Origin of the sequence: Vibrio ulleungensis (genome assembly GCF_016900875.1) — a bacterium.
Lineage (GTDB): Bacteria > Pseudomonadota > Gammaproteobacteria > Enterobacterales > Vibrionaceae > Vibrio > Vibrio ulleungensis.
The window spans coordinates 83066-96646 of the sequence record NZ_JAFEUM010000006.1; the positions used below are offsets into that span (position 1 = coordinate 83066).

Annotated in this window: 14 protein-coding genes; 13 read left to right on the forward strand and 1 reads right to left on the reverse strand. The window is 49.1% G+C overall.

Annotation, left to right across the window (positions count from 1 at the left end; genetic code table 11):
* Nucleotides 1-31 precede the first annotated feature (31 nt).
* The 13 genes from gspD (at nucleotide 32) to cysQ (ending at nucleotide 12113) form a co-directional block, all read left to right on the forward strand.
* Nucleotides 32-2059: a type II secretion system secretin GspD gene (gene gspD, locus JQC93_RS14625; protein WP_205159159.1), complete on the forward strand. Its 2028-nt coding sequence runs from the start codon at nucleotides 32-34 to the stop codon at nucleotides 2057-2059.
* Nucleotides 2059-3573, forward strand: a complete 1515-nt coding sequence (gene gspE / locus JQC93_RS14630; RefSeq protein ID WP_205159160.1) for a type II secretion system ATPase GspE — start codon at nucleotides 2059-2061, stop codon at nucleotides 3571-3573. The genes gspD and gspE overlap by 1 nt, the downstream gene beginning before the upstream one ends.
* A gap of 2 nt (nucleotides 3574-3575) precedes the next feature.
* On the forward strand, nucleotides 3576-4796 hold the full coding sequence (gspF, locus tag JQC93_RS14635; protein WP_205159161.1) for a type II secretion system inner membrane protein GspF: 1221 nt from the start codon (nucleotides 3576-3578) through the stop codon (nucleotides 4794-4796).
* 30 nt (nucleotides 4797-4826) lie between these two features.
* Entirely contained in the window at nucleotides 4827-5264 is a 438-nt protein-coding gene (gspG, locus tag JQC93_RS14640) for a type II secretion system major pseudopilin GspG (RefSeq protein ID WP_084884244.1), read from the forward strand.
* A 35-nt stretch (nucleotides 5265-5299) separates the two neighbouring features.
* Nucleotides 5300-5959: a GspH/FimT family pseudopilin gene (locus tag JQC93_RS14645; RefSeq protein WP_205159162.1), complete on the forward strand. Its 660-nt coding sequence runs from the start codon at nucleotides 5300-5302 to the stop codon at nucleotides 5957-5959.
* On the forward strand, nucleotides 5952-6329 hold the full coding sequence (gene gspI / locus JQC93_RS14650; RefSeq protein ID WP_205159163.1) for a type II secretion system minor pseudopilin GspI: 378 nt from the start codon (nucleotides 5952-5954) through the stop codon (nucleotides 6327-6329). The genes JQC93_RS14645 and gspI overlap by 8 nt, the downstream gene beginning before the upstream one ends.
* Nucleotides 6316-6981, forward strand: coding sequence for a type II secretion system minor pseudopilin GspJ (gene gspJ / locus JQC93_RS14655; protein ID WP_205159164.1), 666 nt, complete (start codon nucleotides 6316-6318; stop codon nucleotides 6979-6981). The genes gspI and gspJ overlap by 14 nt, the downstream gene beginning before the upstream one ends.
* Complete coding sequence (gene gspK, locus JQC93_RS14660) at nucleotides 6981-8012, forward strand: type II secretion system minor pseudopilin GspK (RefSeq protein ID WP_205159165.1); 1032 nt, start codon at nucleotides 6981-6983, stop codon at nucleotides 8010-8012. The genes gspJ and gspK overlap by 1 nt, the downstream gene beginning before the upstream one ends.
* Nucleotides 7981-9234, forward strand: a complete 1254-nt coding sequence (gene gspL / locus JQC93_RS14665) for a type II secretion system protein GspL (protein WP_205159166.1) — start codon at nucleotides 7981-7983, stop codon at nucleotides 9232-9234. Before gspK ends, gspL begins: the two co-directional genes overlap by 32 nt.
* The gene (gene gspM / locus JQC93_RS14670; protein ID WP_205159167.1) at nucleotides 9231-9734 is read left to right on the forward strand and encodes a type II secretion system protein GspM; all 504 of its coding nucleotides are present in this window, start codon (nucleotides 9231-9233) and stop codon (nucleotides 9732-9734) included. Before gspL ends, gspM begins: the two co-directional genes overlap by 4 nt.
* A gap of 21 nt (nucleotides 9735-9755) precedes the next feature.
* The gene (locus JQC93_RS14675) at nucleotides 9756-10514 is read left to right on the forward strand and encodes a type II secretion system protein N (protein WP_205159168.1); all 759 of its coding nucleotides are present in this window, start codon (nucleotides 9756-9758) and stop codon (nucleotides 10512-10514) included.
* A gap of 175 nt (nucleotides 10515-10689) precedes the next feature.
* Entirely contained in the window at nucleotides 10690-11238 is a 549-nt protein-coding gene (gene nudE, locus JQC93_RS14680; protein ID WP_205159169.1) for an ADP compounds hydrolase NudE, read from the forward strand.
* 53 nt (nucleotides 11239-11291) lie between these two features.
* Nucleotides 11292-12113: a 3'(2'),5'-bisphosphate nucleotidase CysQ gene (cysQ, locus tag JQC93_RS14685; RefSeq protein WP_205159170.1), complete on the forward strand. Its 822-nt coding sequence runs from the start codon at nucleotides 11292-11294 to the stop codon at nucleotides 12111-12113.
* 61 nt (nucleotides 12114-12174) lie between these two features.
* Here the strand turns inward: cysQ and envZ are convergent, their stop codons facing one another.
* A complete protein-coding gene (gene envZ, locus JQC93_RS14690; protein ID WP_205159313.1) occupies nucleotides 12175-13578 on the reverse strand; it encodes a two-component system sensor histidine kinase EnvZ in 1404 nt (467 codons plus the stop codon).
* Nucleotides 13579-13581 lie beyond the last annotated feature (3 nt).

Below are 13581 nucleotides of genomic sequence, written 5' to 3' on the forward strand. Positions count from 1 at the left end.
TGGATAGTGAACTAAACGTAGGGAGCAACATGTGAAAGGTGGCTTTAGCAAAAGTGCGTGGCTGTTGATAGGGAGCTTATTTTGGCTTCCAAGCACTCAGGCTAACGAATTCAGTGCCAGCTTCAAGGGAACCGATATTAGTGAGTTCATTAATATTGTTGGTCGAAATCTTGAAAAGACCATTATTGTGGATCCGACCGTGCGTGGCAAAATCGACGTGCGCAGCTACGATGTGCTCAATGAAGAGCAGTATTATCAGTTCTTTTTAAGTGTTCTTGAAGTCTATGGCTTTGCAGTTGTCGAAATGGAAAGCGGCATCTTGAAAGTCATAAAGGCAAAGGATGCAAAAACATCTTCCGTACCTGTGGTAGGTGATAGCGGCTCAATCAAAGGAGATGCTGTCATCACACGTGTGGTGGCGGTACGTAATGTTTCGGTCCGTGAACTCTCCCCACTACTTCGCCAACTTAACGACAATGCTGGCGCGGGTAACGTAGTGCATTATGATCCTGCGAACATTATTTTGATTACTGGCCGTGCAGCCGTGGTGAATCGGTTAGCCGAGATCATTGAACGTGTTGACCAAGCCGGTGACAAAGAAATTGAAGTGGTAGAGCTCAAAAATGCCTCTGCTGCGGAAATGGTCCGAATTGTCGAAGCATTAAATAAAAACACCGACGCAAAAAATACGCCTGCGTTTTTGCAACCTCAGCTGGTGGCCGATGACAGAACGAACTCTGTATTAATCTCTGGCGATCCTCAAGTACGCAAACGCCTGCGCAATTTGGTGATGCAACTTGACGTCGAAATGGCCACTAAAGGCAACAATCAGGTGGTTTACTTAAAGTACGCTAAAGCTGAAGAGCTGCTTGATGTGCTTCAAGGCGTATCCGACAACTTACAAGCCGATAAACAAGCCAGCAAAGGTACCACTTCGGTAACAGTGGGTGGTGACGTGAAAATCTCCGCTCACGTTGGCACCAACTCGCTCATTTTAACCGCTCCGCCCGACATTATGGTTGCACTGCAAGACGTCATTGCACAGCTTGATATTCGCCGTGCCCAAGTACTGATAGAAGCACTGATTGTTGAACTTGCCGAAGGCGATGGCGTTAACTTAGGGGTGCAGTGGGCCAACTTAGAGACTGGCTCAGTAGTGCAATATGGTAACTCTGGCGCCAGTATTGGTCAGGTTGCAATAGGCATCCAAGATGCTCAAGACACGACGACAACTACTGCCGTATATGATGATAACGGCGATTTCTTACGAAACGAAACCACCACAGAGTCCGGCGACTTTACCGCGCTTGCCTCTGCTTTGGCCGGCGTAAACGGCGCCGCAATTAGCGTGCTTGCCGGTGACTGGGCGGCGCTTATTTCCGCAGTTGCGACCGATTCCAATTCAAACATTCTGTCATCTCCAAGCATTACCGTAATGGATAACGGCGAAGCGTCATTCATTGTCGGTGAGGAAGTGCCAGTGTTAACCGGCTCGACAGCGGGCTCGACCAATGACAACCCATTTCAAACCGTTGAACGTAAAGAAGTGGGTATCAAGCTTAAAGTGGTCCCTCAGATCAACGAGGGTGATTCTGTGCAACTCGATATAGAGCAAGAAGTGTCAAACGTGCTAGGTGCTAATGGAGCGGTTGATGTTCGATTTGCTAAGCGCCAGCTCAATACTTCGGTTATGGTCGAAGATAGCCAAATGATTGTCCTTGGTGGTTTGATTGACGAACGCGCGCTAGAGAGTGAGTCCAAGGTACCTATTTTGGGCGACATTCCTATCCTTGGGCATCTGTTTAAATCGACCAGTACCCAAGTAGAAAAGAAAAATCTGATGGTGTTTATTAAACCAACCATCATTCGTGATGGTGTCAGTGCCGACGGCATCACACAGCGTAAATACAACTACATTCGCGCCGAGCAGCTGTACAAAGCCGAAGAGGGTTTAAAACTGATGTCAGATGATCTAGTGCCAATAATGCCAAAGTTTGGTGACGATATTAGGCACCCAGCGGAAATCCAGGCCTTCATTGAACAGTTGGAAGATAAATAATGGCTGGCGATAATCCTCGCCCAGCCATCGCCACTCGCCAAACCCAAGGGCGATTGCCGTTTAGCTTTTCTAAGCGCTTTAACGTCGTGCTAGAGCCCCAAGCCACAGGCCAAATGACCTTGTGGTACATCGAGCCTTTGGCGCTTGAAACCTTGTCTGAAGTGCAGCGCGTAGTGACGGAGCCTTTGGAGCTGCGTTCAACCAGCAAAAGTGAGTTTGAAACCAAGCTCGCTAGGGCGTATCAACGAGATTCGTCGGAAGCGCGCCAACTGATGGAAGACATTGGCGCCGACAATGACGACTTTTTCTCACTCGCTGAAGAGCTGCCTCAAAACGAAGATCTACTGGAAGCCGAAGATGACGCGCCAATCATTAAATTGATCAATGCGATGTTGGGCGAAGCCATCAAAGAAGGTGCCTCCGATATACACATCGAAACCTTCGAAAAAGCATTGTCGATACGTTTTCGTGTCGACGGTGTGCTTCGCGATGTACTGGCGCCCAGTCGCAAGCTAGCCCCGTTATTAGTGTCACGTGTCAAAGTGATGGCCAAGCTCGATATCGCAGAAAAGCGCATACCACAAGATGGGCGGATTTCTCTGCTCATTGGTGGGCGAGCGGTGGACGTTCGTGTATCGACTATGCCTTCATCGCACGGAGAGCGTGTGGTGATGCGTCTGCTCGACAAAAATGCGACTCGTCTCGATTTGCACTCATTGGGTATGACGCCTCGCAACCACGATATCTTTCAAACGCTCATTAAACGGCCACACGGTATTATCTTGGTGACCGGACCTACTGGGTCGGGTAAATCGACCACCTTGTATGCAGGCCTAACCGAGCTAAACAGCGCTGAGCGCAATATCCTCACGGTAGAAGATCCGATTGAATTCGATATTGATGGCATTGGTCAGACGCAAGTGAATACCAAGGTCGACATGACGTTTGCGCGAGGGTTACGTGCCATACTGCGTCAAGACCCTGATGTAGTGATGGTCGGTGAGATCCGCGATCTCGAAACCGCTCAAATTGCGGTTCAAGCGTCATTAACCGGTCACTTAGTAATGTCGACGCTGCACACCAACAGTGCTATCGGCTCTATCACGCGACTGCGTGATATGGGTATCGAACCCTTCTTAGTCTCTTCATCACTGTTAGGCATCTTGGCGCAGCGACTGGTTAGAACCTTGTGTGAGCACTGTAAAGTGCCGTTTGAGGCTGATGCGAGTCAACGAGCTTGGTTTGATGTGGCAGAAGGGGAGTCATTAACCTTGTACAAACCCCATGGCTGTGAAAAGTGTAACCAAAAGGGCTATCGTGGCCGTACCGGTATTCACGAGTTACTGGTTATTGACGACAATGTGCAAGAGCTTATCCACAGTGAACAAGGTGAAATGGTCATAGAAAAAGCCATTCGTCAGTCTACGCCGAGTATTCGTGATGATGGGTTGCTCAAAGTGCGTCAAGGGCACACCACACTTGAAGAAATCCTTCGCGTGACCAAAGAGGGATAGTTGTGGCAGCGTTTGAATACAAAGCCCTTGATGGCAAAGGAAAACAAAAGAAAGGATTATTAGAAGCTGACACACCTAGACAGGTAAGGCAGCGCTTAAAAGAGCAGGGTCTTTTCCCCGTCGAAGTCATCGAGACTAAGGCTAAGCAAAACAAGCAAGCGAAGTCGGCGTTTTCTTACCAGCGTAAAATCAGCACCGCCGAATTATCACTGCTCACTCGGCAGTTAGCGACATTGGTTCAAGCCGCGATGCCGTTAGAAGAGTGTTTACGTGCTGTGGCTGAACAATCGGAAAGCGCCCGCATTGGCAACATGCTAATGGGGGTCAGAGCCAAAGTGGTCGAAGGCTATACCTTAGCGGACTCGCTGCGTGAATACCCTCAAGTCTTTGATGATCTGTTTTGTTCTATGGTGGCAGCGGGTGAAAAGTCGGGCCATTTAGATGAGGTGCTGGAGCGCCTTGCGGATTACGCAGAAAAAAGGCAGCAACTAAAATCTAAACTGCAGCAAGCGATGATTTATCCGGTAATGCTGATTGTGATTGCGGTAAGCGTAGTGGCCTTTTTGTTGGCCACCGTAGTGCCTAAAATCGTGGCGCAGTTTGTACAAATGGGGCAAGAGCTGCCGACACCAACTCAAGTGTTACTGATGTTAAGTGACTTTGTTTTAGAGTACGGTGTGGCGATCTGCGTGGCTTTGGTTCTGCTAGTGGTCGTGACCAAGCTTTTATTAAAGCGCCCTGCAATACGCTTAAAGTGGGATCAAAAAGTCCTGAATTTGCCCGTCATTGGCAAAGTCGCCAGAGGACTTAACACCTCACGTTTTGCTCGAACACTGTCGATTTGTACCTCAAGCGCGATTCCCTTGTTGGAAGGAATGATGGTCGCGGCAGATGTAATGGGGAACCAATTCTTTAAACAGCAGGTCTTAGAAGCGGCAGACAAAGTACGAGAAGGTGGGAGTTTACGACGTTCACTAGAGCAAACTAAGCTGTTTCCACCGATGATGCTGCATATGATCGCCAGTGGAGAACAAAGTGGCGAACTTGAGCAAATGCTCACGCGCTCTGCCGACAATCAAGATCGTGACTTTGAATCTCAGGTCAATATAGCACTTGGCGTCTTTCAGCCGCTGTTAGTTGTAGCGATGGCTGGGGTGGTGCTTTTCATTGTCATTGCCACTATATTGCCATTAATGGAAATGAATAATTTAGTATCAGGGTAGATGAATAACTGCCCATTTTGGAGAAGTAAGATGAACAACAAACAACGCGGTTTCACACTGTTAGAAGTAATGGTCGTGATCGTCATTTTGGGCATTTTGGCCAGCATTGTGGCGCCAAACATTCTCGGAAACAAAGAGCAAGCGGATCAGAAAAAGGCCGTGACCGACATTGTTGCATTGGAAAATGCCCTAGACATGTACAAGCTCGATAACAGCGTCTATCCAACCACCGATCAAGGGTTAGAAGCGCTCGTGTCTGAGCCAAGCATTTCTCCTGAGCCACGTAATTACAAAAACGGTGGTTACATACGTCGTTTACCTACTGACCCATGGGGCAATGCGTACCAATACATTAGCCCTGGGGACAAAGGCAGCATCGATATCTTTACGCTTGGCGCAGATGGTCAAGAAGGCGGCGAAGATGCAGCAGCCGATATCGGTAACTGGAACCTTCAAGACTTTCAATAAGTCCACGTACTAGTTTATCGCCGAAGACTCTTCGTATGTCTGCTCGAGCGTTCACCCGTTTACACCCAAGCCGTGCTGACAATCAGCGCGGCTTTACCCTTATTGAGCTAATGTTGGTGTTGGTCATACTGTCGGTAGGCGCTGGCGCTGTGGTGATGGCACTTCCTCAAAGTGAGGACGACAAGCTCGAACAAGCGACGCGCTCGTTGCAGCTGCGATTGCAGCTACTGTCCGATGAGGCTCTGTTGTCGGGGATCACGTACGGCTTGCATGTCGACAATGACACGGCTATTTATCAGTGGGGGCAGTTAACCAGTGACGGTTGGCAGGCAATAGAGCACCGCCAAATACCGGCGAAGCTTGAGCTCGATGGCGTCGAACTATCTTTGGAGTTGGGTGCTGAAGACGCTGACCAGCGGTGGTTTAACGACACGTTATTTGAAGGTGACGGCAGCTTGTTTGAGCAAGGAAGTTTTGAGGATGACAGCAAACCGACCTTCCCCGAGCCGCAAGTATGGATCACCGCCAACGGTGAGATTACCGAAGCCCGAGTCATACTGTACCCCACACGACAAAGCAGCGATGAGCAACAAAACTGGCGGGTCGTGATCCGCGAAAATGGCAGCATCATTTTACTGCGCCCAAATCAGAGTATGGAGCAGTGGCTTGATGCTCAGGAGGAGAGTGATGCATAGAGCCTCAGCCACCTCCAAAAAACAGCGAGGCATGACGCTGATTGAAGTCATGGTTGCTTTGGCGGTATTTGCCACCGCGTCTTTGGCTGTGATTCAAGCCGTTTCGTCACACATTAATAGCCTTGGGTATCTAGAAGAAAAAACCTTAGCCGCTATGGTTGCCGACAATCAGATGGCGGCAATCTATCTGCAAGCGACGCCCAATTTAAGTCAAAAAGGCAAAGTGAGCATGGCCAATCGAGAATGGTATTGGCAGGTGACTCCGATTGAAACCAGTAATGACATGCTCAAAGCCATGGACGTTAGCGTGTCACTGCAACCCGATTATTCTAGTCCTTTAGTCACGGTGAGAAGCTATGTCACGCCGTAAACTGACTCACCGGATACACCTAAAACGTGGCTTCACTCTCATTGAGGTGTTGGTGGCCATCGCCGTTTTCGCAAGCCTGAGTGTTGCGGCGTACACCGTGCTTAATCAAGTGCAGCGAAGCAATGCACAATCCATGTCGACAGTCAGCGATCTTCAAGCATTTCAAAAAGCCTGGTCAATGATTGACAGTGATTTTCGCCAAATGGCGCTTCGCCAGTGGCGCCATGAAGGAGAAAGCCCTTCCGAATACCTGTTGGCCTGGGGACCAGGTATTCTCGAATCCGAAAACAATGGTGTCATGTTTACTCGCCTCGGCTACAGCAATCCGATGTCACAACTGCCGCGTGGCGAAGTCACCAAGGTAGGATACCGAGTTAAAGATCAGGCGCTGCAACGAGTATGGTGGCGCTACCCAGATACATCGGTGAGCGAGCCGGCAATAGAGCGAACGCTACTAAAAAACGTCGAAAGCTTTGAGCTGCAGTTTTACAACGGCAGTGAATGGTTGAATGAGTGGGCGGTTAAATTTGAGCTGCCCTATGCGGTGAAGATGACTCTAGAGCTCGAGAAATGGGGCACAATTGAACGCCTTTACTTGGTGACTCAGGGGCGTGTAGATACAGCAGCCTCCGCCGAAGAGGACAACCAATAATGTGGGGTCAGAGTCGCTTAGGCCGTCGTCATCAGTCAGGCGTCGCACTTATCGTGGTGTTGATGTTGCTTGCGATTATGGCAGCGATAGCCGCGACCATGTCAGAGAGACTGACGCTTGGGATCAGTCGCTCGGCGCAAAAGAATGACCATCAGCAAGCCTATTGGTATGCTGTAGGTGTGGAGCAGCTTGCAAAATATGGCATTGAAGAAAGCTTCTCTGACAGTGATACGGTAAATTTATCCCAGCCGTGGGCGCTTGATGATCAAGTATTCCCACTGGATTATGGTGAAGCGCGCGGTCGTATGGTCGATAAGCAGGCGTGTTTTAACCTCAATGGGTTAGCACAGCTCAGTTTGGATGGCTCGGAAAACCAGCGGCCATACTTAATGTTAGCGCTTATTCAATTACTGAAATCGAAACAGATCGATGAGTATCAGGCGGAAGTGATCGTCGACTCGCTGTATGAATTCGTCGACAGCGACTCGTCAGTGGTAACACTTTCAGGTGTGGAGGAGAGCAGTTATGAAGCGCTCAAACCCGCTTATTTAACACCGAACGGCCTGCTGAGTGACAGCAGCGAGCTGCGCAGTATCTATCAAGTAGATAGAAACGTGATGCATCAATTACATGGGTTGGTGTGCGCTTTACCCACTGATCAGTATTTATTGAATGTAAATACCGTACGAGAGTGGCAAGCACCACTTTTAGAAGCGATGTTTAATGGAGAACTATCACTCGATGATGCGACGCAACTCATTGAGAACAGGCCGTTTGACGGTTGGGGCAGCGTCGATGAGTTTATGCAAGAAGGCGTGATTAACGCGCTTAACTCGGACATCAAAAATAACGCGAAGGCCCACTTTAGTGTTGATAGCAGCTATTTTGAGCTAGATGGGGAAGTGCTAGTCGGAGACTCACGGATCCGTGTACGCAGTCTATTTTTTAGTAATGACAAACAATCGGTGCAGGTCGTAAGGCGCCGCTTTGGAGGGATCGTTGAGCGAATACCTAACCCTGAGGCTGAGTGATCGCCCGGGATGTACGCTACCTTGGGTTGTCTGGTCTACTGCCGAACAGCAGGTGATTGCTAGTGGTGAGCTAGAATCCATAGAAGAGTTTGAACAATTACGTGACGTCGCGGGAAATCGCGCCGTAATTGGTGTACTGGATGCATCGGATGTATCACTAAAGTCGGTTGAGATCCCTAAAGTCAGCGCCCGTCAATTGGCGGGGATGTTACCTTTTTTGCTCGAAGATGAACTGGCGCAAGATCCCGACCAAGTCAATGTCACCCTTTTACATCGCGACAACGACGCAGAAGGTGGCCCACGCGCTCAAGTGGCGATTGTCGATAGGTCACTCATCGATTTCTGGTACCAAAGCCTAAAAGATGTGGGCATTGAGCTGAAAAAGTTGTTGCCAGACGTTATCGCACTTGGAGCGACAGAGCCCAAATCTCAGACGCCGATTTTACTTAGTGTTGGATCTCAATGGTTATTGCACCACTCAAAAACTTTGGGTGTGGTGTTTGATAACGCTCAGCTTCCTATTGCGTTAGGGAGCGAGCTCTTCGACAACTATCGTGAGCCCACTGATTCGGCGGGCGTTTTGGTGCACCTACAACAAGATCAAACCTTCCCTCACAGTGATATACAGTGGCACGCCGCTGAGCCTGAGCTTGGCATTGTAGTGCTGGCCAAAGGCGCCATAGCCAGCTCAGTGAACCTATTGAGTGGTCTATATAAAAAGCCATCGCTGTGGCGTAAGCACTTAAAAGTGTGGACAAGCGTGTTGGTGGCATGTGCGGTGTTGCTTGGCGTCTTTTTGGGGCAATCGTATTGGCACGTTAACCAACTCCAACAACAAGCCGATGCGTACCAGCAAGCGCGCGAAGCCATTGTGCGAAAAGTTTTACCCGACAGACGAAATTTTCCCACTGTTAGCTATTTAAAACGATTGCTCGATGACGAAGTGACTTTACTCAGTGGCGGCAGCATTGAACAGGGATTACTTGAGTGGTTGAGCGCGGTTCCAGAAGGGTTGGACAATTACCCAAATGTGGATATCACTGCGCTCAAGTTTGATCTTGGCAGAGAAGAGTTACGGCTGGATGTGCTCGGTCCCGATTTTCAAACGTTTGAGGCGTTGCGTGAAAACTTTGCCATATACAGTCAGGTGGAACTTGGCTCGCTAGATCGCAGTAGTGACGGTAAGGTCAGTGGCCAGTTTGTGTTGAAGGTGTCCCCATGAATGAACGATTAACCTCGGTCATTGAACCGATCAACCAATGGTGGAAAGGCATTTCTCCTCGCGAGAAACTGTTAGTCATCGTTTTATCTGTATGTTTGGTTATTGCATCAATTTATTGGGGCATTGTTGCACCTCTGCAAGCGCAAAAATCCTTGGCCGAGCAGCGCCTTATCAACGAAAAACAGCTCTACAGTTGGGTAGAAGACAAAGCCAATCAAATCACGTCGCTGCGCGCTGAGCGCGGACAAGTAAGGGTAAACAATCAAGCCTTAAACCAAGTGGTTTCAAGCAGTGTTAAACGCTACAACATAGAGCTGCAGCGCGTTCAGCCTCGAGACGAAGCGCTGCAAGTCGTCATTGGACCGCTTGCGTTTAATACTCTGGTGCAGTGGTTGGAGTTTTTGCAGAAGCAGTACGGGGTCAAAGTCGAGTTTATGGATATAAACCAAACCGATACTGAAGGTGTGGTGGAAGTGAAAAGACTGCAGTTAACCCGTTAATTGCGTAATCGGAGTGATTTTTTGAAACGTATTATTTTGTTAGCCGTGCTGTTTATACTGACCTTTTCAGTAAGCATTGTTACGCATTTACCCGTAGCACTGGTACTCGACAAGCTGCCGTTACCAAAAGAGCTGACTTACCAAAGTGCCTCTGGAAGCATTTGGAACGCTCAGTTAGATGATGTCTATTGGCAAAATCTCAGCCTAGGAAGCATTTACTCGCAGATGCAATGGTCATCGTTGTTGAAAGGTCGCGTTGAAGTGCTTGTCCGTGCTGGGAGAGATAGCGAGCTTGGTTACTCGCTCAAAGGGTATGCGGGTGGTTCAATTAACGGCTGGTACGCACGAGAGGTTTTCGCGTCTCTTCCAGCTAAATCTGTCACCGATCAGCTGCAATTACCGATTCCGATCGATGGACAAGGAACCTTAGATCTCACGCTTCGTGACTATCAATATCAGGCTCCCTATTGTGCTTCCGCAACGGGCTCTTTAGCGTGGACGTCAGCGCAAGTGACCTCACCTTTTCTCACATTAGATCTTGAGCAAGCCATTGCCGACTTTAGCTGTGAAGACAACACCATTACGGCAAATGGCGATCAGTCCAGTGAACAAGTGAGCGCAGAATTTGAAGCAACGCTGACCGGGAATGGGCAGTATCAGACAGCCGCGAAGTTTAAGCCTGAAGCGCAATTTCCGGCAAATGCTCGAGGGCAGTTGTCATGGTTAGGAAATCCTGACGCACAAGGCTACTATGCATTTGATTATGCGGGACGTTTGTAGTGGAGTAAAAGTCTCGGCTAACCCACAATCAACGGATGCAGGCCCAGACGAGTTTGGCTATAGTAGTAGCATCTTGCGAGATCACGTCGAAAAGTGATTGCGTTTCAAAATCAAAAACTTGTCAGGATGTTGACGTGTTTTGGCCCTTTTAGGGCTGTAGATAAGGAGATCGGTTGTGTCCAAACAGAAACCTAAGATCCACTCTGTAACTGAGGTGGCAAAATCGCGATTGTTTACCATCGAGTCACTGGATCTGTCGTTTTCTAATGGCGAGAAACGAGTCTACGAGCGCATGAAGCCAAGTGGTCGTCACGCCGTATTAGTGGTGCCGATCACCAGCGATGGTGACCTATTGCTTGTTCGAGAATACGCAGCAGGGACCGAGTGTTACGAGTTAGGCTTTCCTAAAGGACTGATTGACCCGGGCGAGAGTGCGAGTGATGCTGCAAATAGAGAGCTAAAAGAAGAAATTGGATATGGCTGTAAGCAATTGACACCCCTAAAAGAAGTGGTGTTGGCTCCGTCTTATTTCTCAAGCAAAATGACGCTGTTTGTTGGGCAAGATTTATACCCAGAAAAGCTACAAGGCGATGAGCCTGAAGAGCTTGAAATTGTGCGCTGGCCTCTTTCACAAGCCGAGGAGCTGATCACCCATTGTGATTTTAGCGAGGCTCGCAGTATTACCGCGTTAATGCTTGCACTGAAAGTACTGGGCAAGCAGTAGCTAAGCCAATAACGTTTTAACCAAGATTTTTTAGTCGATAGCAAGGACAGGCCATGACTCACACTGACTACTCGCAGCATATTCCCGCTGTTATTGAAATTGCTCGTGCAGCTGGGCAGATGATCCTTGATATCTACGAAAAGCAAGATTACCAAGAGTTCACTAAAGACGACGATACGCCGGTAACCAGTGCGGATATTGCCGCGCATAAGCTCATCATGAAACGGTTGTCTCAGCTCACCCCCGACATTCCGGTGCTCTCGGAAGAGGCGGCCGACATCAGCCTCGACAAGCGTTCGCAGTGGGGCTGTTATTGGCTAGTCGATCCACTGGATGGGACGCAAGAGTTCATCGCTCGTAGCGGCGACTTTGCTACTATCATCGCTTTGGTGGATAACAATCGTCCGGTCATGGGGGTTGTGTATGGCCCCGTATCTGGAGTGACCTATTACGCTTACGAAGGAAAAGGCGCGTGGAAGATACCGGATATGGCCGAAAGTGTGCGTATATCGACGCACAGCCACCCGCAAGATGATTCGGCTATCGTAATGGCTATTAGTCGCCGTCAAAATATCAATCACACCACCGCGCGCATGTCGACGGCGTGGAACTACGAAATGATGCCTTTAGGTTCGGCGGCGCTTAAAGCCTGCTTAGTGGCCGAAGGTGCATCAGACTGTTATTTAAGATTGGGACCAACTGGAGAGTGGGATACGGCGGCAACGCAATGCATCGTCACTGAAGCGGGCGGAACCATTCTAAGCACAGCACTAGAGCCGCTTTCGTATAACTTGCGTGAGACGTTAGAGAATCCGAACTTTATTGTGATTGGGGATCGGGATTTACCTTGGGCAGAGATATTGCTGCAAAAATGAGGTAAGAGCTAGGGTCGAGGACGCTGTGCTTCGAGAGACGAGGGCGCTGCGCTTCGAGGAGCTAAGAGCTAAGCTCGTTGTTGGTGTTCTCGGATTGGAAGATTAGGGTGGTTTTTAGACCGCCTTCACGTCGATTGACAACGTTTACTGCGCCGCCGTGCTGCTGCATGATGCGTTTAACAATGGCTAAGCCTAATCCAGTGCCTTCACTGCCACGGGCTGTGTCGCCTCGAGTGAAAGGTTGGAACAGTTTCTCGAGATCACTTTCTTTAATTCCAGGACCATTATCTTCTATACAAACCCATACTTGGCTGCGTGCTGCGTTCATGCCTGTGGAGAGTCGTACCCAGTGATTTCCATAGCGTAAGCTATTGACCAAAATATTGCTCACAGCTCGACGGACGGTGACGGGCTCGCCATGCGCACTTAAAATGTTCTGCTCGGGTGAGCACTCAATAGTCAGCCTTGCGGTATTAATATCTCGGCTTAGTGACTCTTCGTTGGGCTCATCAGACGCCAACAACGCTTTTTCCCGTAGCTCAGCGATCAATACATTCAAATCGATGCTCTCAAAGCTGTCGGCGGTGACAGGTTTGAGGTACTGCATAAACTGGGCAATGATCTCGTTACACTCTTCGGTATCCTCAATGATCCCCTCGGCCAAGAAGCTGTCTCGATCAGACATCATTTCAGTGGCTAAGCGAATTCGGGTCAAAGGGGTACGAATATCGTGAGATATACCGGCCATCAGTAAGGTGCGGTCGTCTTCGAGCTCTTTAATGCCTTTCGCCATCGAATTAAACGCGCGGGTAACGGCGCGCAACTCAGTCGCACCTCGCTCTGCAAGAGGGGGAGGGAAATCACCCTGACCAATGCGGATTGCGGAATCTTCAAGTGACTTAAGCGGCTTATTTTGTCGCCTCAGTAACACCCAGCTGCCAACCACAATAAACAGTGAGATAAACAAACTAGCGGCAAAAAACGGATAATAAACGTTGCCTTTAAGCTCGGTCAGTGGGATTCGGAGGAGGTGTTTAGGTAAAGCGTCTAGTTGTACCCAGAGAACGTAGCTTTCTGGCCCTAAAATGAGTCGAACTTCGGCGTTTGTCCCCAGTTCTTCGGTAAATTCTGCGCTCATGAAATCGATACTTCGCGCACGCTCATAGGGCTGAGCATCTTCTGTATCTTTTCGGACTACGCTCACTCCCATTTTAATCAACATCGCTTGGCGCAACTCAGCGAGACGATGCTCTTCGAGTGTCACCTGATTTGGCGTGGTATCTAATTTGGGGTGTAGCGCCTCTTCGAGCACCAAACTGAGTTCGTAAGAGAGTATACGGTTGAACTGTTTGAGACTTGGCAATAGCGCGTAGTTAAACACTGCGTAGTACGACATCACTTGGGTGGCGACAACCAACCCAATAAAGATGAAGAACGACTGAGCGAATGAACTGCGCGCATTGATCAT